The organism is Ligilactobacillus apodemi DSM 16634 = JCM 16172 (assembly GCF_001434405.1).
GTDB lineage: Bacteria > Bacillota > Bacilli > Lactobacillales > Lactobacillaceae > Ligilactobacillus > Ligilactobacillus apodemi.
In genome coordinates this window covers 409,821-431,212 of the sequence record NZ_AZFT01000053.1, presented here as the reverse complement: position 1 = coordinate 431,212, position 21,392 = coordinate 409,821, and the positions used below count along the sequence as shown (strand labels likewise).

The 21,392-nt window shown below is 38.5% G+C and carries 20 protein-coding genes and 1 other annotated feature; all 20 genes read right to left on the bottom strand.

All coding sequences use genetic code 11. The features are described from left to right. Positions 1 to 11: 11 nt before the first annotated feature. The 20 genes from udk to recG all read right to left on the bottom strand — a co-directional run bounded on the left by udk (position 12) and on the right by recG (position 21,311). Entirely contained in the window at positions 12 to 659 is a 648-nt protein-coding gene (gene udk / locus FC32_RS07360; protein ID WP_025086902.1) for a uridine kinase, read from the bottom strand. A 28-nt stretch (positions 660 to 687) separates the two neighbouring features. Then, complete coding sequence (mltG, locus tag FC32_RS07355; protein WP_025086903.1) at positions 688 to 1,806, bottom strand: endolytic transglycosylase MltG; 1,119 nt, start codon at positions 1,804 to 1,806, stop codon at positions 688 to 690. 352 nt (positions 1,807 to 2,158) lie between these two features. Then, a complete protein-coding gene (gene pheT, locus FC32_RS07350) occupies positions 2,159 to 4,570 on the bottom strand; it encodes a phenylalanine--tRNA ligase subunit beta (RefSeq protein WP_025086904.1) in 2,412 nt (803 codons plus the stop codon). Between the two features lie 7 nt (positions 4,571 to 4,577). Continuing rightward, positions 4,578 to 5,624: a phenylalanine--tRNA ligase subunit alpha gene (pheS, locus tag FC32_RS07345; protein ID WP_025086905.1), complete on the bottom strand. Its 1,047-nt coding sequence runs from the start codon at positions 5,622 to 5,624 to the stop codon at positions 4,578 to 4,580. Positions 5,625 to 5,677: 53 nt separating this feature from the next. Continuing rightward, positions 5,678 to 5,895, bottom strand: a binding site (T-box leader). Positions 5,896 to 5,930: 35 nt separating this feature from the next. Further along, a complete protein-coding gene (locus FC32_RS07340; protein WP_025086906.1) occupies positions 5,931 to 6,278 on the bottom strand; it encodes a winged helix-turn-helix transcriptional regulator in 348 nt (115 codons plus the stop codon). A gap of 101 nt (positions 6,279 to 6,379) precedes the next feature. Then, entirely contained in the window at positions 6,380 to 6,889 is a 510-nt protein-coding gene (locus tag FC32_RS07335) for an HD domain-containing protein (protein ID WP_025086907.1), read from the bottom strand. Between the two features lie 331 nt (positions 6,890 to 7,220). After that, positions 7,221 to 7,574 (bottom strand): 50S ribosomal protein L19, encoded by a 354-nt coding sequence (gene rplS, locus FC32_RS07330; RefSeq protein ID WP_025086908.1) that lies wholly within the window; start codon positions 7,572 to 7,574, stop codon positions 7,221 to 7,223. A gap of 117 nt (positions 7,575 to 7,691) precedes the next feature. Further along, positions 7,692 to 8,249: a GNAT family N-acetyltransferase gene (locus tag FC32_RS07325; protein WP_025086909.1), complete on the bottom strand. Its 558-nt coding sequence runs from the start codon at positions 8,247 to 8,249 to the stop codon at positions 7,692 to 7,694. A 3-nt stretch (positions 8,250 to 8,252) separates the two neighbouring features. Beyond that, the gene (trmD, locus tag FC32_RS07320) at positions 8,253 to 8,987 is read right to left on the bottom strand and encodes a tRNA (guanosine(37)-N1)-methyltransferase TrmD (protein ID WP_025086910.1); all 735 of its coding nucleotides are present in this window, start codon (positions 8,985 to 8,987) and stop codon (positions 8,253 to 8,255) included. Next, positions 8,988 to 9,503, bottom strand: coding sequence for a ribosome maturation factor RimM (gene rimM, locus FC32_RS07315; RefSeq protein WP_025086911.1), 516 nt, complete (start codon positions 9,501 to 9,503; stop codon positions 8,988 to 8,990). 163 nt (positions 9,504 to 9,666) lie between these two features. Then, on the bottom strand, positions 9,667 to 9,915 hold the full coding sequence (locus FC32_RS07310) for a KH domain-containing protein (protein WP_025086912.1): 249 nt from the start codon (positions 9,913 to 9,915) through the stop codon (positions 9,667 to 9,669). Between the two features lie 10 nt (positions 9,916 to 9,925). Next, positions 9,926 to 10,201 carry a 30S ribosomal protein S16 gene (gene rpsP, locus FC32_RS07305; protein ID WP_025086913.1) on the bottom strand — a complete coding sequence of 92 codons (276 nt, stop codon included), beginning with the start codon at positions 10,199 to 10,201 and terminating at the stop codon, positions 9,926 to 9,928. A 127-nt stretch (positions 10,202 to 10,328) separates the two neighbouring features. Next, positions 10,329 to 11,756 carry a signal recognition particle protein gene (ffh, locus tag FC32_RS07300; RefSeq protein WP_025086914.1) on the bottom strand — a complete coding sequence of 476 codons (1,428 nt, stop codon included), beginning with the start codon at positions 11,754 to 11,756 and terminating at the stop codon, positions 10,329 to 10,331. A gap of 15 nt (positions 11,757 to 11,771) precedes the next feature. Next, the gene (locus FC32_RS07295) at positions 11,772 to 12,113 is read right to left on the bottom strand and encodes a putative DNA-binding protein (RefSeq protein ID WP_025086915.1); all 342 of its coding nucleotides are present in this window, start codon (positions 12,111 to 12,113) and stop codon (positions 11,772 to 11,774) included. A 3-nt stretch (positions 12,114 to 12,116) separates the two neighbouring features. Beyond that, positions 12,117 to 13,457: a signal recognition particle-docking protein FtsY gene (ftsY, locus tag FC32_RS07290; protein WP_025086916.1), complete on the bottom strand. Its 1,341-nt coding sequence runs from the start codon at positions 13,455 to 13,457 to the stop codon at positions 12,117 to 12,119. 51 nt (positions 13,458 to 13,508) lie between these two features. Further along, complete coding sequence (smc, locus tag FC32_RS07285) at positions 13,509 to 17,042, bottom strand: chromosome segregation protein SMC (RefSeq protein ID WP_056957356.1); 3,534 nt, start codon at positions 17,040 to 17,042, stop codon at positions 13,509 to 13,511. A gap of 30 nt (positions 17,043 to 17,072) precedes the next feature. Next, positions 17,073 to 17,765, bottom strand: a complete 693-nt coding sequence (gene rnc / locus FC32_RS07280) for a ribonuclease III (RefSeq protein WP_025086917.1) — start codon at positions 17,763 to 17,765, stop codon at positions 17,073 to 17,075. A 154-nt stretch (positions 17,766 to 17,919) separates the two neighbouring features. Next, positions 17,920 to 18,162, bottom strand: a complete 243-nt coding sequence (gene acpP, locus FC32_RS07275; protein WP_025086918.1) for an acyl carrier protein — start codon at positions 18,160 to 18,162, stop codon at positions 17,920 to 17,922. Positions 18,163 to 18,211: 49 nt separating this feature from the next. Next, positions 18,212 to 19,252 (bottom strand): phosphate acyltransferase PlsX, encoded by a 1,041-nt coding sequence (gene plsX, locus FC32_RS07270; RefSeq protein WP_025086919.1) that lies wholly within the window; start codon positions 19,250 to 19,252, stop codon positions 18,212 to 18,214. A gap of 16 nt (positions 19,253 to 19,268) precedes the next feature. After that, a complete protein-coding gene (recG, locus tag FC32_RS07265) occupies positions 19,269 to 21,311 on the bottom strand; it encodes an ATP-dependent DNA helicase RecG (RefSeq protein ID WP_056957355.1) in 2,043 nt (680 codons plus the stop codon). Between the last annotated feature and the right edge of the window lie 81 nt (positions 21,312 to 21,392).

Genomic DNA, 21,392 nt, shown 5'->3' with positions numbered 1-21,392 from the left:
TTATAACACACTTATGCTTCATTCTTACGGATAATATCACGAACCTTTGTGACTAACAAATCGATCGCTACTTGGTTTTCGCCCCCTTCAGGTACGATAATGTCAGCGTAGCGTTTTGTCGGTTCAATAAATTGGTGATACATTGGTTTTACTGTTTTTAAGTATTGATCAATAACTGATTGTAAAGTACGTCCCCGTTCTTCAATATCACGTTGAATCCGACGAATGATCCGAATATCATCATCGGTATCCACAAAGATTTTAATATCCATTAAATCACGTAATCTTGCATCGTTTAACGCTAAAATACCTTCAACGATGATAACTTCACGTGGTTCTTGCACTACAACTTCTTTACTACGCGTATGAGCTGCATAGTCATACACGGGAATCTCGATCGTCTTCCATTTTAAGAGATCTTCAAGTTGTTCGATCAAAAGATCTGTATCAAATGCATTGGGGTGGTCATAGTTTACCTTTGTACGTTCTTCAAATGGAACATCGTCTTGACTCTTGTAGTAAGAGTCTTCTTGTAACATCATTAAAGAATGACCGTGTAATTGGTCAAAAATTGCGCGTGAAACAGAAGTTTTTCCACTACCGGAACCTCCTGTAACACCAATGATGATCGGACGGGGATGTTTCTTTGATTCTGACATTAATAAAATCCTTTCTTATACCTTAGAGTTATTGATTATCTTTTTCAAGTTTCTTAGTCAACGCTTGATGTTCTTCATATGTTTTTGAGAAGTAGACCTTACCAGTCTTCATATTAGCGATAAAGTATAAATACCCTTTATCTTTATCAACTGGATTTAACACAGCTTTGACCGAAGTAATACTTGGGTTGTTAAATGGTCCAGGTCCCAAGCCTTCATACTTATAAAGGTTATATGGTGAATCGACTTCAAGATCTTTATAAGTAACACTTTGCTTATGTGTTCCTAGCGCATATAAAACTGAAATATCAGATTGGATCTTCATATTTTGCTCTAAACGATTCTCAAAAACCCCAGCGATCTTATAGCGATCACTCTTAGTAACACCTTCACGTTCAACTAAGGATGCTAAAGTCAATACTTGTTGTACAGTATAATTTTTCTTAGCGATCTCACTGTAGTAAGGCGATAACATTTCATTTGTTTTAGCTACCATTTGCTCAACTAACTCACGCAAAGTGGAACCTTTTTTTACGGTATAGGTTGCGGGATATAGGTAACCTTCCAATTTATACCGAACATCTTTTGCTTCTAAAGCAGAAGTTAGTAATTCAGGATATTTTGCTTTTAATTCATTTAAAAAGCTTTCATCGTTTACTAACTTCAAAAAACTCTTCTTACTAAATTTGGTATTGTTCTGGATAGCCGTCCCGATCTCATCTACCGTAACACCCTCTTTAACTAGCACACGATTAGAACTTACCGACTCACTTGAGCCACCTTTTTGTAAGGTCTTTGAGATCTTTGCTAGACTCATTGAAGGTTTTAAGACATAGTACCCTGCTTTAAGGTTGCTGATTTTGTGCGTTTTTACATAGTAGTCAAAAACAAATCCACTCTTAATAACTTTTTTATTCTCTAAAATTGCTCCAATTTGTTTAGTTGTACTTCCAACCGGAATTTTTACCTCGATCTGCTTAGTAGAAGTTTTATCTAACGGTTCGAGAGCAGATTTGAAATACCGATATCCAAAAGCACCAACCAAAACGACCATGATCCCGATCACCAAGATCACACCGGTAATAATTCGCTTAGCAACTGGCTTTTTGGCTTTTTTAGTCGTTTGACCGTTATCTTTATTACCCAAAATATCGACCCCTGCTATATAAAATGTGAACAGATACGCTCAAATTATTGAGCCACTATCTGTGAAAGAAATATAGTTTTTCCTTTCATTTCTTTATTAATAAGCTACATTTTTATATTATTCCTATGGCTTCAGCCAAATATCAGCCACACATTTTTAACTTTCTGGCTAAAATTTCCTAAATTAAGTACTCTATTTCATAATTATTATCAGCTGATTCCCCCTTGAACTCTATCTCTATCATTATATAAGTGTCACCAATTAATTGCAATATACCCGCGCATTCCTCGCAAAAAATATCTCATCTGACAAAATACTGTCAAATGAGATATAGCAAACGATATTTTGTTGATTAACGAATATCAGCTGCAAAAGTTTCCACTAACTTAGCTTTAACTTTTTCAAATGCTTGGTTAACAGCATCATCTTGAAGTGTGCCGCTTGGATCAGCATAAACTAATGTATATGCTAATGATTTAGAACCCTTAGTAATATGTTCACCTTGATAAAGGTCAAAGAGTTTCACATCTTGTAAGAAAGCACCACCATTTTGCTTGATGCAATCAACAATTTGTTGGTTAGTAACATCGCTTGCTACCGCTAAAGCAATATCACGTGTGACTGATGGGTACTTCGATACTGGGGTATAAACCTTTTCTTCTTTTGGTAGCTCAATGACTTTTTCTAAGTCCAATTCAAAGACATAAACTCGTTGCTTTAATTTATATTCTTTTGCCGTAAGCGGATGAATCTCACCAACAAAACCAAGGTATGTTTCACCAGCATAGATTTCTGCCGTACGTCCAGGATGCATATCGGCTAACTTGCTTGCACGATAAGTAACATCTTTTACCCCTAATTCTTGTAAAAGATTTGCTACGATCCCTTTAGCATAATAGAAATCAACTGCTTGTTTTTCAGTATTCCAAGTCGATGGGCGAACTAAACCAGTCATTGCACCTGCAATATGTTCTACTTCTTTTGGTCGATCAGTTCCCTCGGCACGGAAAAAGACACGACCTTGTTCATATAATGCAACATCATTTACTTTACGTGCAGCATTATATGCTAAATCATCTAACAAACCAGAGATCAAGTTCATACGAACCGTCGTATGTTCACTACTCATTGGAAAGGCAAGCTCGGTTGGTAAAGCTTCTTCAAGGGCAAAACGAGTTGCCTTTTTAGTTGTCGTAAGACCATAAGAAATTGCTTGATTCAAACCAGTAGCTTCAAGAGTTTGTTTAGCTTGACGAATCAATTTTTGCGCAGGTGTATAGCTACCTGGAGTCGTTTGACCTGCTGGTAAAGTCGTTGGTAAGTTATCATAACCATAAATACGTGCAACTTCTTCAACTAAATCGGCTTCAATTGCAATATCCCAACGCCTTGTTGGTACTAAGACATTCAACTGCTCGCCATTTACCGTCACTATAAAACCTAAACGTTCAAAAATCGCCAATACGTCAGCTTGTGAAAGCTCTGTTCCTAAGACTTTATTGATATGAGCCACAGACGTAACAACATTTTTACCTTGAGCCTCAATTTCATTGGCCGAAGCGATACCAGCAACTACTTGACCATCACCTAGTTCCGCGATCAACGCTGCAGCTGCATCTAAAGCTTCTTTGACAGTTCCTAAATTGATACCACGTTCAAAACGCATTGAAGCTTCAGAGTGAAGATTTTCTCGTCGTGAAGTCTTTCTGATTCGATGACTATCAAATACAGCTGATTCTAAAGCTACCGTCGTTGTATTATTGTCAATTTCTGTATCTAAGCCACCCATTGTCCCTGCTAAAGCTACAGGAACGTCATTATTGGTGATCACGATATCATTTGCTTCTAACGTCCGTTTTTCGCCATCAAGTGTCGTTAAGACTTCGCCTTCTTTAGCTAAGCGAACTACAATTTGATCACCTGTCAATTTGCCTTGATCAAATGCATGTAATGGTTGGCCATAGTCCAATAAAATATAATTTGTCACGTCGACCACATTATTTAATGGACGGATCCCAGCATTCCATAACCGTGTTTGAAGCCACATTGGACTTTCTTTAACGGTAACATTTTTAATGATTCGCATCATATATGGAGCAGCTAATTCTTTTGGTGCACTAACATTAACATAGTTAGCAACGTTATCCGTTTGGTCTTCATCAACTTTAGGCGTAGGTAAAGTAACCTTTTGATCATAAATCGCAGCAATTTCATGAGCTGCGCCACGCATACTTAATAAATCACCACGATTAGGCGTAATGTCGAGATCAATTACCGTTTCGTCCATCCCTAAATAAGGAAATACTGGATCACCAGGTTTAGCATCTTCTGGTAAAACATAGATTCCATCAGCATATTCCTTAGGAACAACACTTTCAGAAAAGCCCAATTCTTGTAAGGCACAGATCATTCCTTCAGAAACTTCACCACGCATCTTGCCACGTTTAATCTTCACGTTACCGGCAATTCTTGAGTTAGGTAAAGCAACGATAACTTTTTGGCCAGCTTTGATATTAGAGGCACCACAAACGATTTGCGATGGTTCATCTGCCCCAATATCTACTTGACAAATATGCAAGTGATCTGAGTTTGGGTGGTCTTTAACATCAAGGGTATAACCCACAACAATTTTCCTTAACCCATCCTCAAGTTTTTCTGTGCTAGCAACTTCAACTGCTGTTCTTTCAATTTTTTCTGATAATTCCAGTGGATCAAGATTTTCAACTGGAACATATTCATTTAACCATTTTGTTGAAACTTTCATGAATCAATTATCCTTTCTGCGAAAATTGTTGTAAGAAGCGAACATCATTTAAGTAAAATTCGCGAATGTCATCAACGCCGTACTTAAGCATCGCAAAACGATCCGGTCCTAAGCCAAAGGCAAAACCGCCGTAAATTTCTGGATCCACCCCAGCCATCTTCAAGACGTTAGGATGAACCATACCAGCACCTAAAACTTCGATCCAACCAGTACCTTTGCAGACAGAACAACCTGTGCCCCCACACTTAAAGCATGAAACGTCTACTTCAACAGAAGGTTCTGTGAATGGGAAATAACTTGGCCGCAAACGAATTTCGCGATTTTGACCAAAGACTGTTTTGGCGATCAATTCTAACGTACCTTTTAAGTCACCCATTGTAATGTTTTTATCGATCACTAAACCTTCAACTTGATGGAATTGATGCGAGTGCGTTGCATCATCGGTATCACGCCGATAAACTTTTCCGGGAGAGATCATCTTTAATGGTCCCTTAGAAAAATCATGAACTTCCATTGTTCGAGCTTGGACAGGGGATGTTTGAGTCCGCATCAAAAGTTGATTTGTAATGTAAAAAGTATCTTGCATATCACGTGCTGGATGATCTGGTGGTAAATTTAACATTTCAAAGTTATAGTGATCTTCTTCGATTTCAGGGCCATCAACAACTTGGAAGCCCATCCCTAGGAATAATTTTTCAATTTCATCGATCACTTGCACCAATACGTGAGGTGTGCCTGTAGCTACTGGGCTAGCAGGTAAAGTTACATCAAGTGTTTCGCTTTCTAACCGCTTTGCAAGTTTTAAAGCCTCAAGTTCTTCGTTTTTTTGTGCAATTGCTTGAGTAAGTTCATCTCTGATCGTATTGGCAAAACTACCGACTTTAGGACGTTCTTCAGCACTAAGATCACGCATGCCACGGAGAACTTCGGTGATCGAACCTTTTTTACCTAACAAATTGACACGAACATCATTAATAGTTTTAACATCTTGTGCATGTCGAATTTCTTCGAGTCCTTTTTGCTTGATCTCTTCAAGTCTTTCTTTAAGATTCATCTTGATCTTTCCTTTCATAAATATCTATCTAAACGCAAAAAAGCCCCATCCCTAAAAGGGACGAGGCTTCGCGGTACCACCCTTGTTCTGTCAGTAAAAACAGCACTTTTTCATGATAAAACGGTCATGAACCGATCTGTTATTCATCTAAATGAATCCCAACAGTAACTCAGGAAGTGAAATTCAAATCATTTTGTATCAAAACCTTCTCAGCTACCGGTCTCTTTCTGTTATACAGCTTGATTCTACTAATTTCCGTCTACGTCTTTAAATATTATATTATTCAGTTTAAGCTTGGATCTAAGGTTAGTCAAGTAATTCTTTGCAATCCTCAAGCGAATACCATTTCTCTGACCAGGTATGAATGTCGTTCATAATGGCGCGTAAATCCGCCCCGCGTGCAGTTAATTGGTAGACTGCACGAGAACTTTTTTCAGAAGCGGCTTTTTCAACAAGACCTTCTTTTTCCAGTTCTTTTAAGCGTTCAACTAATACACGATCACTACATTTTTCTACTTTTTGAGCTAACTCCTTAAACCTTTGCGGTCCTTCATTTAACAATACTTCGATAATTAATCCATTCCATTTTTTTCCTAAAATTCCAAAAGTCTTTTGAAACTTCGGACAGACTTTAAAAACAGTTTGCGTACCCACAGGCCATACCCCCTACTAAATTTATATCTAAAAAAACCCGCATCACTATGTAATACGGGTCTATCTCTATGCTAATCCATAGTGCTTAACACTATTGTACACTATTCACTTACTTTAGCAAAGCCTAGAGCTTGTTTTATGGATCCTACGAGCTTAAGATAAAGGTGTTTGCTATACTCTTCAGTGGCAGAATATTTATCGATCAAAGTCACAATATAACCTTCTGAATATTTTGGTGGGCAAGTAGTTGCACCCCACATGTGCTTGATGATGATATCTTTCTCGCGTGGAGTTAAAGTCGTTAATTTTTCAGCATTGCGTACTGCAATTCGTGGATGGATCCATGCATGAGTTCCACGATCAAACTTCGTCACACGCCAATCGTAGTAAAATAAATCATGCAATAATCCGGCACGAGCAGTCGCTTTAGCATCTAAGTTAAATTTTTTGGCAAGTAAATAGCTTTCATAAGAAACAGCGATACAGTGTTCCAAGCGCGTCGAAAAATGGTGTTGCGTATAATTAGCTAAACGTTGAACTTCTGGCTTAGCTAATAATTCGCCCACATAACTCATGTATTCTTCATCATTGCGCCATGCGTCTTTTTTCATATGCTGCGATCTCCTTCAATAATAACAACAACTATACTACTATTTGACTAACCAACTCTTCTCTTCACCTTTAATATTACTATTTTGAAGTAAAAAAGCAATATTTAATAGCTAAATTAGCATAAACTAAAGACAAATTTAAAGAAAGTGTTTTCAATCACGCTAGTGTTGGTTTACTTACAACTCTAAAAATACATGTAATATATTATTTAAAATTAAATTTATGCTTAAGAAATCAAAAAGTTTTGATAAATATCTCTATTAAAACTTAAGCGGATTTAATTTTTCAAACAAAAAAACCCTTGAAAAATCAAGGGTTTTAACGTTTTTATTAACGGCGACGTTCTGGGATACGAGCAGCCTTGCCTTGCAATGCGCGTAAATAGTACAATTTAGCACGACGTACACGACCGTAACGTACAACTTCGATCTTATCAACACGTGGTGTGTGTAATGGGAATGTACGTTCAACACCTACACCGTTACTGATTTTACGAACTGTATAAGTTTCTGAGATGCCTTCGCCACGGCGTTTGATAACAACACCTTCGAAGACTTGGATACGTTCACGCTTACCTTCAACGATACGAGCGTGAACACGCACTGTATCACCAGCACGGAATTCTGGAATATCATTACGTAATTGAGATTCCGTAATTTTTTGGATCAATGGGTTTACTGACATTTATGTTTTCTCCTTTTCATCGACATTCATGTCCAGATGCAGCGGAATATCGTTAATCTTGGCAACAGCCAGAATTTATTTTAACACACAAAAAACTTCATGTAAACAACTATTATTTTATTTATCTAATAATAATGGCGCAGGAACAGGATGATCCCCAATCAATTTTTCCATCCAGATCATGTCGTACCACGTATCAAATTTATAGCCACAACTATGAAAACGACCAACTAGTTTATAACCTAGATGCTCATGGAAATGCATACTACCATAGTCTACATAAGAATCAGCATCTTTTTTAGGTACACTGATACAAGCATTGAGATTTTGAAAGCCCATCGCACTCAAACATTGCTCTAAACGATAATAAAGCTTTTTGCCAATGCCATTTCCGCGACTAGTCGGGTCAAGGTAAATCGTCACTTCAACTGACCACTTGTAAGCTGCACGATGATTAAAAGGTGCTGCATAAGCAAAGCCTACAACTTTACCATCTTTTTTAGCTACTAAATATGGGTAAGTCTGACTGATTTCTTCAATTCGTTTTTGATATTCAGTTAGACTAGGGATCTCATATTCAAAGGTGATGGCCGTATTTTGGATATAGTAGGCGTAAATATCTAACAACTGAGCTGCGTCAGTAATATCTACTGGCATTATTTTGATTTCACTCATACCCTATTCCTCGATCGTTTTAAATTCTCGTAACCACTTAGCTTCTTTAGCAGAAAGCTCATAATTTTCAAGTAGATCTGGGCGCCGCTCATATGTACGCCGTAAAGCTTCTTTATTGCGCCATTCAGCGATTTTTTGGTGGTTACCACTAGTTAGTACTTCAGGAACTTTCATCCCTCTAAAATCAGCTGGACGTGTATATTGGGGATATTCCAATAAACCAGTCGAAAATGAATCTCCAATCGCCGACTGAGCATTTCCCAATACATCTGGTAATAAACGAACCGTTGCATCGATCACGACCATGGCACCTAATTCACCACCAGTCAACACAAAATCACCTAATGAGATCTCATCGGTGACCCGTGCTCTGATTCGTTCATCATAGCCTTCATAATGCCCACAAATAAAAGTTAGGTGTTCTTCATTGGCTAACTCTTCAGCCACACGTTGATCAAATTTACGTCCTGCAGGATCAAGTAAGATAACCTTGCCTAAGCCATTATTTTTCGCTTCGATCGCATCTAAAGCATCATAGATCGGTTGCGCCTGTAATAACATCCCTGCTCCACCACCATAAGGCGTATCGTCAACATGGCGCTGTTTGTTAGTTGTATAAGCGCGAAAGTCGGTAACCTCTACGTCCAATAACCCCTTATCGATTGCTTTACCGACGATCGATTGGGTCAAAGGTCCCGTAAACATATCCGGAAATAAACTTAAAATATCTATTTTCATTTAGTCATCCAACCCATCTAAAAGTTCTACCTCAACTTTACCTGCAGCTAAATCGACCTCTTTGATCACATCATCGATCACAGGTAATAACAAGTCTTTTTTATTTTTACGTTTTACGACCCAAACATCATTTGCACCGGGAGATAAAATTTCGGTGATCTTACCTAACTCTTCACCGGTAGTTGTCACTGCTTCAAGCCCGATGATTTGATGATAATAATATGAGCCTTCTTCTAATTCTTTTTGTTGTTCAGCGGAAACTTTTAAATCGTCTCCCTTGAGTGGTTCAACCAAATTAATGTTTTCCATGCCTTCAAAAGTAAGCATGATAAATTGTTTGTGCTTACGGCTCTTTTTCACAGTTAATTCGATTCCTTCGGTTGCATTAGGCTTGAAGGCATATAATTTATTTCCCGCTTTAAACCGTTCTTCTGGAAAATCAGTTGTTGCGACCACCCGAACTTCACCGCGAATTCCGTGAGTATTAACGATCTTACCTACTTGATAAAATTCCATGTTATTTGCTGCCATGAAACTTTTTAGCTATCATGGCTTTTCCTTTCCTAAATTTATCTATCCTAATTGCTAAAGACATTAGGCTAAAGAAGAAATCATTTTTTATTGGTACATTGTATTAAAAAAACCTCTGAAGAAACAGACGTTTCAACCAGAGGTTTAATTAATCATCTACGATATTTAAACGAACTTTTGAAGGTCCGTCAATACGAACGCTATAAACCACAGTCCGAATTGCTTGAGCAACCCGACCATGTTTTCCAATTACACGCCCTACATCATTAGGCGCAACTGTTAAGTTAAAATTCAGAAAATGTGCATCCTGCACGGTTGTGATCTTGATCGCATCAGGATCACTGACCAACGGTTTTACAATTGCGATGATCAATTGCTTCACATTTGCCTCTGTCATTCACTAAACCTTATTTCTTGGAATATTTAGCTTCGTGGAATTTCTTCATAACACCATGTTTTGAAAGGATGTTACGAACTGTATCTGATGGTTGAGCACCGTTATCTAACCAGCCCATGATAGCTTCTTCTTTAAGAGTAACTTGTTCTGGTTGTGTTAATGGGTTGTATGTACCCACTGTTTCGATGAAACGGCCATCACGTGGTGAACGTGAATCTGCTACAACAATACGGTAGAATGGGCGCTTCTTAGAACCCATACGCTTTAAACGAATTTTTACTGACATGCAATACACCTCCTAATATCTTCTCAACGATAAATAATATACCAGTATTTTCGTCTGCTGTAAAGGGAAAATTCTTGACAGTTGATATTTTTTTTTGAAAAATCACACAAAAACGCTGATATATCGCCTATTTACGGCGTTTACGTAATCTTTGTAATTTACGTTTTTTATTCTTGCGTACCATACGGTTCATGGACATTTTGGCCAACTTACCACTCAAACCGTCGCCTAACAACCCTTCCATGCCACTAAAGTTGCCTTTAGACATTTTTTGCATCATATCACGCATCTGTTTAAATTGCTTGATCATTCGGTTTACTTCTTGAATTGGACGGCCTGACCCTGCTGCGATCCGGCGACGTCGACTTGGATTTAAAATATCTGGATCTTCACGCTCTTGTGGTGTCATCGAGTAAACGATTGCTTTGGTATGTTCCATATCTTTTGGATCAACTTTAATGTTCTTTAAAGCTGGATTATTAGCCATTCCAGGAATCATTTTCATGATATCTTCGATTGGCCCCATATTTTGAACTTGTTCCATTTGATCTAAGAAATCATTGAAATCAAAGCTGTTTTCCCGCATCTTATCCGCTAGTTCTTCAGCTTTTTTCTCATCAAAATCTTTTTGGGCCTTTTCGATCAAGGTAAGCATGTCACCCATACCTAAGATACGTGAAGCCATTCGGTCAGGATAAAAGACATCTAAAGCAGTCATCTTTTCACCTTGACCAATAAATTTGATTGGCTTACCGGTTACCGCACGGATTGATAAAGCAGCCCCACCACGTGTATCACCGTCTAATTTGGTCAAGACGACCCCGGTCACATCGAGTTGATCATTAAAGCCTTGTGCCACTTCAACCGCATTTTGCCCGGTCATTGCATCAACTGTCAAAAGGATTTCATCTGGTGTAGCTAATTCTTTGATTTGAACAAGCTCATCCATCAATTTTTCATCAATTTGCAAACGACCAGCCGTATCAATCAAAACATAATCATTTTTCTTTTCTTTAGCTAGCTCCATCCCTTGACGAACGATCTCAACAGGATCGACTTCTGTCCCTAATTCAAAAACTGGCACATCAATCTCTTGACCAACTGTTTTCAACTGATCGATCGCAGCTGGACGATAGATATCGGCAGCAATCATTAATGGACGCGCATTTTGTTCTGTCTTTAAGCGATTGGCTAATTTCCCTGCAGTAGTCGTTTTACCAGCACCTTGCAACCCAACCATCATGATCACGGTTGGAATCTTTGGTGACTTGTTAAGTGGAGTCGCTTCTTCACCCATAACCTTAACTAATTCTTCGTTAACGATCTTGACGATTTGTTGTGCCGGGGTCAAGCTTTCTAAAACTTCTGCCCCAACAGCACGAGTGCGAACAGTCTTGACAAAATCTTTGACAACTTTAAAGTTAACGTCAGATTCAAGCAAAGCTAAGCGGATCTCACGCATAACTTCTTTTACATCTGCTTCACTAACTTTACCCTTTCTACGTAATTTTCCGATCGCATTTTGGAGACGTTCTGTTAAACCTTCAAATGCCATTTATTGCACCAACTTTCATATTTCTTCTAAATTTTCTAAACTACTGATCATGTCGAGCAATTTTTGATCATCAGGATATGTCATTTGCACATATTCTAAGATTTCATCTGTTTTTTCACTTTGTTGTAAAAAATTTTGATAAAGGTGTAATTTTTTCTCATACTCTTCGAGAATTTTTTCTGTTCGTCTTATATTATCATAAACTGCTTGGCGCGAAACATCATAATTTTCTGCGATCTCACCAAGTGAAAAATCATCTCGATAATATAAGGCAATGTATGTCATTTGTTTTTCCGTTAACAAAGGCTCGTAAAATTCAAAGAGCGCATTGATTCGGTTTGTTTTTTCAATTGCCATCTTTTAATCCTTTTTGGGCGTGACCAAGCCTTTAAACAGGCCATAAACAAATTCTTCGGGTGAAAAATCACGCAGATCGTCCATTTTTTCACCAAGTCCCACCAACTTAACTGGTAAGTGCAATTCATTTCGGATAGCTAAAACGATCCCACCACGAGCGGTCCCGTCTAGCTTAGTTAAGACGATTCCCGTCACATCAGTTACTTCTTTGAATTGTTTAGCTTGTGTCAACGCATTTTGGCCGGTGGTTGCATCAAGTGCCAATAAAACTTCCTGCGGGGCATCGGGCAACTCACGAGTGATCACGCGCTTGATCTTGTCAAGCTCTTTCATTAAGTTGACCTTATTTTGCAAACGTCCTGCCGTGTCAACTAACAAGATATCATAATCTTCTTTTTTGGCCTTGATAACTGCATCGTAGACAACAGCTGCAGGATCACTTTTTTCAGGTTTAGTTACAACATCGACACCGACTCTTTTGCCCCATTCAGCAAGCTGTTCGATCGCACCTGCGCGGAAAGTATCACCAGCTGCAAGTAAGACTTTTTTGCCTTCTTGTTGATAACGATGCGCTAATTTACCGATCGTCGTTGTCTTACCAACACCATTTACCCCTACAAATAAAAAGACGGTTGGGCCTTCTGAAGCGAAATGCAAGGTATTATCTTCATCTTGACCTTCATTTTCATAAATATCCACTAAACGTTCAATGATCGCATCAGAAACATCAGATTTACTTTTAGCGTTACGTAACTTTACCTCATCTTGCAACTCGTCACTGATTTTCATAGCTGTTTCAAAACCAACATCAGCTTCGATCAAGGTTTCTTCAAGCTCTTCAAAGAAGTCTTCATCGACACGTCTAAAGTTGGCTAAAAGTGCATTGATTTTTGCTCCAAAGCCCTTACGCGATTTAGCTAAGCCTTTATCATAGCGTGTTGTTTCAGAAACTTCTTCTTTTACTTCAACTTCTGCTTGTTTGGGCTCTGTTGTTGCTGGTTCAATAACTTCTTCTGTGATTTCTTCAACTACTTCTTCAGTCGTTACTTCACTACTTTCGATAGTCATAGATGCGGTAACGACCTCTTTGGTTGAGCTTGATTCTTCTGTCTGTGTCATTTCAGACTCAGGTTCGATCATCGTTTCTGAAGTTTGCTCAACCGTTTCACTTTGACTTTCAGAACTTGCAGTTTGACTAGTTTCAACTGAAGCGTCACTTTCACTTGTAGCTGTAGCTACTTCACTCGTTTGATTTTCTTCCGAAGTCTGAAGCTGTTCTTCTTTTTCTTTATCTTTCTCAGGTTCGCCTGAAAAAGCTCGTCTTAATCTATCAAAAAGCCCCATTTATAAAATCCCTCGCTTTTAACTTTTTCTCATTCTATTAATTTGCTGGTATTAATCTAGTTCATCTAACGACACTGAGACCATCTTTGAAACACCTGACTCTTGCATTGTTACGCCATACAAGATATCAGCATTCATCATTGTTCCTTTACGATGTGTGATCACGATAAATTGTGTATCTGTATTAAATTGATGTAAATACCGTGAATAACGAACAACATTGGCATCATCTAAGGCAGCTTCAGCTTCATCTAGAACCACAAATGGCACCGGTCGAACTTTTAAGATCGCAAATAACAATACGATTGCCGTTAAAGAACGCTCCCCACCTGAAAGAAGATTCAAATGTTGGAATTTCTTTCCTGGTGGTTGTGCCATGATCTCGATCCCCGTTGTTAAAAGATCAGTTGGGTCGGTCAAACTAAGTGTTGCCTTGCCACCCTCAAAAACTTGGGGGAAGATCTCAGCAAAGGCTTGGGCCACATCATTAAATGCTTGTTCAAACCGAGTCCGCGCCTCATTATCCATTTCATCCATACTAAGGGTCAACTGTTCTTTTGCTTCTAACAAATCAGCTTGTTGTTGGGTCAAAAATTCATAGCGCGTATTGATACGTTCAAATTCAGAGATCGCTCCTAAGTTGACTTCGCCTAACTCATCAATTCCTAGTTTCAACAGATGAACTTTATTTTTAACAAATTCTAGATCCGTTTCTTGGTTAGTCTGACTTGCAACTTCATAAGTTATCCCATAGTTTTGCGCTAATTCATCTAAATTATGTGTCAAAGTTGTCTTGCAACTACTTAATTTAGCAACAAAATCGCCTTTTTCATCCAAAGAGGCTTGACGTAAATCATTAGCACGTTTGAGTAATTGTTGGGTCTCAGTCACTTTTTGGCGGACTTCTTTACGTGCTTGTTTTTTAGTAGCAAGACTTGCTTGTAACTCATTATAACGTGTTTCGACATCTTGACGCTTAGCTTCAATATCTGTATCGAGCAATTCATTTTTCGCTTGATTCTCTTTTGTGGCAGCCACACGTTGTTTTGCTTTTTCAATTCTTGCAAGTGTTTGAGACAATTGGACATTTATTTCGTTTAGACGCACCTGTAGCGATTCGATCCGTTCTTGATTGAGACTAATTTTTTGCGTCAAATCATTTAATGTATCTTGTTGCTCACGTTGCGTCTTTGAACTATCCTTTTGGAGTGCTTGACGTAAAGCTAATTCTTTTTGTTGCTCCTCGATTACTTGTTTTAAAGCTTGGAGCTTTTTAGTCAATTTAGCCTTTTTCTCACCAAAAAGTGCAGTTTCATCAGCTTTTAAGCCTAGTTCAAGTGAAGCTACTGTTTCTGCTTGATGCTGTGTTTCAACCATACACAATTCAAGAGTTTTATTAGCCTGTTGTTGCTTGACTAAGGCGGCTTGATTGAGTTCTTGTTGCGCCTCGATCTTTGTTTGCAGATCTTCTATTTTCTTTTTAGTTTGACCACCTTCAACTTCGATCTGAGTTAATTTTTCTTCCATCTTTGCAATATTAGTCGAAAGTTGTGTCAATTGTTGTTGCTGTTCTAAAAGACCAGTTCTTTGATTCTTATCACGTCCACCAGTCATTGAACCACCAGCGTTTAAAACTTCACCATTTAGTGTTACGATCTTGACACTATAGCCTAGGCGCACCGCAATTTTAGTAGCTGCCTCAAGATCTTTAGCGATGATGATCGCACCCAATAAATGCTCAACAATAGGTCGATCTTTAGCATCGTAAGTCACAAGATCTTTAGCAACACCAACTACCCCAGCTAATTGGGCTAACGTATTTTGCTGTTGAACCGACAAGCTTCGGGGCTTGACCGTTGTTCGTGGTAAAAAGGTCGCCCGGCCAGCTCGTTTTTGATCGAGATATCTAATAGCTTTTTTAGCAGTATCTTCATCGGCTACAACAACATTTTGCAACTGTGCCCCCAAGGCTACATCGATCGCTTTAGCTACTTCTTGTGGTACCTTAAGCCGTTGAGCCACCGAACCTACTACCCCGGGAAGATCTGCTTGTAAAATGGCCTTAACCCCGTGATAATAACCACTTAGTCCGGCCACCACATTTTGTAATGATTCCTGTTGTGCCTTAGCTCGTTGCAAGATCTCGCTTGCTTTAAGCCATCTTCGTTGCTGATCTTCTCGCAAACGTTGGGCGGTTACTAATTCTTGTTGAAGACTAGCTAATTGTACTTTTAACTGTTTTTGTTTGGCAGTAGCATCATCGACCTTCTGTTCACTTTCAGTTTGCTTTGCCTTAAATTTTTCTAACTCTTGCTTAGCAACTTCAAGTCGTTTTAAGGTTGCTTCTTGTTGGTTGGTCGTACGTTCATTTTCTTGTTCAAGATATGTCAACTCATTATCAAGTGAAACCTTCGCTTGCATATCATCAATGATTTTTTGACGCATTTCTTCAATTTGTGCAGCTAAAGTTTCTGGATCATCGACCAAGATTTTATTGATATCATCAAATTCTTTTTGATAAGTATCTGTTTGTGCTACAAGCTCACTCTTAGCAGTTTCTAGTTCTAATTTTTGTTGCTCAAATTGCTTTAATGAAGCTTCGTCACGCTCAATGCTCTCAGCATATTCCGCCAAGCGTTCACGATAAAGATCATAATCGTGCTTTGACATATCTTGACGCCCAATGAGTCGTTCTCTTTGACTAGTCAATTCATTGAATTCTTTTTGCTCTGCATCAAAATCTGTTTCTAGTTTTTCTTGTTTGGCATGCAATTTTTGCGTTTTTTGTTCTTGTAGTTTTACTTGCTCGGTTTGCTCTGCTAAAAGTTGATCAATTTCAGCAATTTTTTGTTCTAAAGCCACCTTTTGTTCAGAATTTTGCTTGATTTCTAAGACTAACCGGCTTTTTTCATAATGATCATATTCTTCTTTTTGCTTAACATAATCTCTTGCAATACTTGCCTGTTGCTTTAACGGTTCACGCTGTTGCTTTAATTCCGTAATAATATCAGCCACCCGATCTAAATGATCAGTCGTTTCGGCTAATTCTTGGAGCGCTTTTTGCTTTTCTTTTTTATATTTCACTACACCAGCAACTTCTTCGATCAAAACACGTCGATCTTGTGGTTTACTATTAAAGATCGCTTCAACTTTCCCTTGAGAAATGATCGAAAATGATTCGCGTCCAAGCCCAGTATCCATAAATAGATCGACAATATCACGCAAGCGAACATTTTTATTATTGATCAAAAAATCACTATCACCATTACGATAGATCCGTCGTGTGATTGTAACTTCATCGGTCTGTAGCTCTAAAAAACGATCAGCATTATCAAAAGATAACACTACCTCAGCATGGTTCAAAGGTGCTCGTGTTTGTGAGCCTGCAAAAATCACGTCTGGCATCTTGCCCCCACGTAAACTTTTAGCCGATTGTTCACCTAAAACCCAACGCAAAGCTTCAATAATGTTACTTTTTCCGCTACCGTTTGGTCCAACGATCCCAGTCATTCCATCTTGAAAAGTGATCGTTGTTTTGTCAGCAAAGGACTTAAATCCGTTAAGTGTTAACGATTTTAACTTCATGCTGATATCTTCCCTTCAATCATAAGTTGGCTACTTTTGGAGCGATTTCAACGCTTGGAAAGCAGCTTGTTGTTCAGCAGCCTTTTTAGACATTCCTGAGCCTTCGCCGATCTTTTGTCCATCTGCGTAGACTGCCATCGTATATTCTTTTTCGTTATCTGGTCCTTCTTCAGCAACTTTTACATAATTGATCTTGCAATCGCCATCTTGTTGTAATAATTCTTGTAATTCGGTCTTGTGATCCAAGTAATGATCAAACCATCCCATATCAAGTTTAGGGAACACCACTCGTTGAATAAAAGCACCCACAACTTCTTTACCTTGATCTAAATAAAGAGCTCCGATAAAGGCTTCAAAAATGTCACATAATAACGATGGTCGTTGCCGTGCATTTGACTTTTCTTCCCCTTTTCCTAAGCGAATATATTCATCAAAATGACATTCTTTAGCAAACTTACTAAAACTATCTTCACAAACCATCGCTGCCCGTAAACGCGACAATTTCCCTTCTGGAAGAGTTGGATAGCGCTTGAATAAATATTCCGAGACGCAAAGTTGCATGACTGCATCTCCTAAAAATTCGATTCGTTCATAATATTTTAGATTTTCACGTGGATGCTCATTGACATAAGAAGCATGGGTAAATGCCTCATCAAGCAACTCCGTATTTTTAAAATCAATGTCAAATTCATCATTTAACATCTTAGTTAATCCAATTATCACAGTGATTCTCCTAACTATACTAATGCTTTATCCATTATAACAAAAAACCTACGCGTTGATAACTAAGGCTCCTGGTAAGTTGCTAAGAATGGTAAGCAATTTTACTTAATTTTTATTAAATAAAAAACCAGCTTTCTTTCAAGCTGGTTTTTCCTTAACCTTGATGAGATGCAATGTAGGCTACAGCATCTTTAACTGTTAAGATTTGTTCGGCATCTTCATCGGATATTTCTGCCCCAAATGTATCTTCTAATTCCAAGACAAACTCTACCAAATCGATCGAATCAGCATTTAAATCATTTTTAAAGTTTGTTTGTTCAGTAACTTCTGCTGCTGTCACATCGAAGTGATCTTCAATGATCGTTTGGATCTTAGCAAAAATTTCATCTTCATTCATGGATATCATCCTCGCTTATCGTAATCTTATCGCAGACCAGTATATCACATTATTCAGTTGCTTTACCACCATTGGAAACTTCTTTAGCTAAAGCTTGTTGGGCTTGCCAATAAGTAGTAAAGTTTGGCACCATTTCTTCGTGGATCATCGTTCTGATTTGTTTTAACGTATAATACACTGTTCTAGCATCACTTGAACCATGAGCTTTAACTACAGGGGCTTTAACGCCTAGCAAGACTGCACCACCATATTGTGCTTGGTCCATGCGTCCTTTGATACTCTTTAAATCGTCTTTTAATAATAAAGCACCTAATTTACCCTTAGTACCAGAATTTTTGATCGTATCTTTCAATAGGCTCATTACGGCTAAAGCTGTTCCTTCAATTGCTTTTAAGACTGCATTACCCGTAAAACCATCAGCGACAACTACATCGCAAACCCCTTGCATCAAATCTTTAGCTTCAACATTACCAACAAAATTCAAGCTTTCATCAGCAGCCAACAACTGATAGGCTTCTTGTGTTAGTTTACTTCCTTTATGCGGTTCAGTCCCATTATTTAGGAGACCGATTCGAGGTTCTTTTAGGCCACGAACGTTTTGAGCATAGTACTTACCTAACAAAGCATATTGATATAGATGTTCTGGTTTACTATCAGCATTAGCACCACTGTCTAATAAATTAAATGCGCCAGTTTGGCCTGAAACGACAGGCAAAGTCGATAATAACCCCGGACGTGAGATTCCTTTGATCCGTCCAACTAGTAACAATCCTGCCGTTAATAACGCCCCTGTGTTACCACATGAAAATAAGGCATCGGCTTCTTTTGCTTTAACCGCATTAGCTGCAACAACCAACGAAGAATCTTTTTTCTTTCTGATTGCTTTGACCGGTTCATCATTCATGCCGATTACTTCAGTTGTGTTAACCACTTTGATCCGTTCATCATTAGCGATCAAGGCGCGAATTTGTTGTTCATCTCCATATAAAATGAGTTCTAAATCTTTGAATTCATCCCGTGCTTTTAAAGCACCCTTTACCACGCTTTCAGGTGCATTATCGCCACCCATTGCATCAATTGCAATTTTCATATAAAAATCCTCACTTTCAATCCAAACTAGCTAGATTAGTAGTTTCTTGGTTTAAATACCGCATGATTCCTGCATTTTCTTGCTTCTGTGAAAAATCAGGGTCATTCAAAATTCGTGCGACTTCAACTTGTGCTGCTTGTAAAATATTAAAATCACTTACGGGATCACCGATCTTAAAATCAGGTAAGCCCGATTGTTTTTTACCTAAAACATCTCCTGGCCCACGCAATTCCAGATCTTTTTGCGCGATCACAAAACCATCAGTTGTTTCGACCATTGTTTGCATCCGTTTGATGCCATACTCACTTTTTGGATCCGCAACTAATAAACAATATGATTGCTTATTGCCACGCCCAACGCGACCACGTAACTGGTGCAATTGTGCTAAGCCAAAGCGATCTGCATCTAAAATTACCATCACGGTTGCATTGGGAACATCGACGCCAACTTCGATCACTGTCGTCGACACTAAGAGATCAATTTTTTTGGCTTTAAATGCAGCCATGATTTCATCTTTTTGTTCAGCTTTCATCTGACCATGCAAAAGTCCAACTTGGTAGGTCGGTCCAAAATGCTCAGTCAATTGCTCATAGATCTCGGTAGCATTTTGCAGATCTAAGGCCTCAGACTCCGCAATCAAAGGGGAGATCACATAGGCTTGCGAACCGTCTTTTAGTTGCTTAGCAATAAAATCTAAGGCCTGCTTAAATTGCTTTTTCTTTAGCCAACTCGTCTTGATCTTCTGGCGTCCCCTCGGTAATTCATCAATGATTGACACATCCATTTCACCATAGGTCGTAATTGCTAATGTCCGCGGGATCGGCGTGGCGGTCATTGCTAACGTATCAGGATTTTCACCTTTATTTCGTAAAGCTTTTCTTTGTCCCACACCAAAGCGATGCTGTTCATCGGTTATAATCAACCCTAAATTTTTAAAAGCGACATTGTCTTGAATAACTGCATGTGTACCGATCAAGACATTGATCTCTCCTGCTTTTAAATGTTCTAACAAGGTGGCTTTAGCCTTTTGACTACGGTTTGTACTACTAGTTAACAAGGCCACATTAACTTCGGAGAAATTTTCAAAGAGTTCGGCCAACTTTTGCGCATGTTGTTGCGCTAAAATTTCGGTCGGTGCCATTAAAACCGTTTGAAATCCTGCTGTTACCGCGGCATACATCGCAAGGGCTGCTACAATCGTCTTTCCTGAACCAACATCGCCTTGTAACAAACGATTCATATGCACATCTGAATGTAGGTCATGGCAAATTTCATTGACGACTCTCTTTTGGGCACCAGTTAATTCAAAAGGCAGATGTTGGATAAATTCTTTTAATTTTTGATTATCATATGCAATTACTAAGCCCTGCCCCTTTTTTTGGCGTTTCTTTAACAATTGAATCTTTAACTGAAATTTAAAAAATTCCTCAAATATTGCCGAACGGCGTGCCAACTTGCCTTGATTCAACGTTTCTGGAAAATGCATATTGTGGATCATTACTTTGCGTTCTTCTAACTTAAACCGTTCGCGTAAACTCACCGGCACAATATCAAATAATAAATCTTGATAATTTTCATAAGCTTGCGCCACGATTTCTTTGATCGTCTTTGCTGTGATCTCTTTAGAAGCACGGTAGACCCCTGCAAAATCTTCTTGTTCTTGTAAGATCAATTTCATTGCCGTCAAACTTTGACGCCGTTGATCATACTTACCATAAATTGCTACTTCTTGACCAACACTTAGCTTTTTAGCTAAATAACCTTGATTAAAAAAAGTCACCCTAAGCAGATCATGTTCGACTAACAGACTAAAATTCAGCCGATTTTTAGCACGCCCAAAATGTGAAACAACTGGTGGTGTAGCAACAGTTCCTTTTAAAACAATTTTTTCACCATCAGTAACTTCAGCTAGTTTTTTAACGGTTAGATCTTCGTAGCGAAAAGGATAATACGTCAAGAGCTCTTCGATCGTATTGATTCCTAATTTATTTAGCGCCGTCACTTTTTTTGGTCCAACACCCTTCAAGACAGCTGGCGAATCTGTTAATGAACGTTCCATAATCACTTAGCACATCAAGTAAAGCTGCTTAGTTTGTGCCTTTTTCCTTTCTTAAAATTTGGGTTCACACATAAATATTTC

What these genes read in the sequence shown, in the direction of transcription:
- FC32_RS07325 (WP_025086909.1), bottom strand. Translation starts at nt 8,249, where the DNA reads ATGAGTGAAATCAAAATAATGCCAGTAGATATTACTGACGCAGCTCAG.
- FC32_RS07295 (WP_025086915.1), bottom strand. Translation starts at nt 12,113, where the DNA reads ATGGCAATTGAAAAAACAAACCGAATCAATGCGCTCTTTGAATTTTAC.
- ffh (WP_025086914.1), bottom strand. Translation starts at nt 11,756, where the DNA reads ATGGCATTTGAAGGTTTAACAGAACGTCTCCAAAATGCGATCGGAAAA.
- rimM (WP_025086911.1), bottom strand. Translation starts at nt 9,503, where the DNA reads ATGGAATTTTATCAAGTAGGTAAGATCGTTAATACTCACGGAATTCGC.
- rpsP (WP_025086913.1), bottom strand. Translation starts at nt 10,201, where the DNA reads ATGTCAGTAAAAATTCGTTTAAAGCGTATGGGTTCTAAGAAGCGCCCA.
- FC32_RS07310 (WP_025086912.1), bottom strand. Translation starts at nt 9,915, where the DNA reads ATGACAGAGGCAAATGTGAAGCAATTGATCATCGCAATTGTAAAACCG.
- smc (WP_056957356.1), bottom strand. Translation starts at nt 17,042, where the DNA reads ATGAAGTTAAAATCGTTAACACTTAACGGATTTAAGTCCTTTGCTGAC.
- ftsY (WP_025086916.1), bottom strand. Translation starts at nt 13,457, where the DNA reads ATGGGGCTTTTTGATAGATTAAGACGAGCTTTTTCAGGCGAACCTGAG.
- plsX (WP_025086919.1), bottom strand. Translation starts at nt 19,252, where the DNA reads ATGAAAATTGCAATTGATGCAATGGGTGGCGATAATGCACCTGAAAGC.
- rplS (WP_025086908.1), bottom strand. Translation starts at nt 7,574, where the DNA reads ATGTCAGTAAACCCATTGATCCAAAAAATTACGGAATCTCAATTACGT.
- trmD (WP_025086910.1), bottom strand. Translation starts at nt 8,987, where the DNA reads ATGAAAATAGATATTTTAAGTTTATTTCCGGATATGTTTACGGGACCT.
- pheS (WP_025086905.1), bottom strand. Translation starts at nt 5,624, where the DNA reads ATGAATCTTAAAGAAAGACTTGAAGAGATCAAGCAAAAAGGACTCGAA.
- recG (WP_056957355.1), bottom strand. Translation starts at nt 21,311, where the DNA reads ATGGAACGTTCATTAACAGATTCGCCAGCTGTCTTGAAGGGTGTTGGA.
- FC32_RS07335 (WP_025086907.1), bottom strand. Translation starts at nt 6,889, where the DNA reads ATGAAAAAAGACGCATGGCGCAATGATGAAGAATACATGAGTTATGTG.
- pheT (WP_025086904.1), bottom strand. Translation starts at nt 4,570, where the DNA reads ATGAAAGTTTCAACAAAATGGTTAAATGAATATGTTCCAGTTGAAAAT.
- acpP (WP_025086918.1), bottom strand. Translation starts at nt 18,162, where the DNA reads ATGAATGAAGATGAAATTTTTGCTAAGATCCAAACGATCATTGAAGAT.
- udk (WP_025086902.1), bottom strand. Translation starts at nt 659, where the DNA reads ATGTCAGAATCAAAGAAACATCCCCGTCCGATCATCATTGGTGTTACA.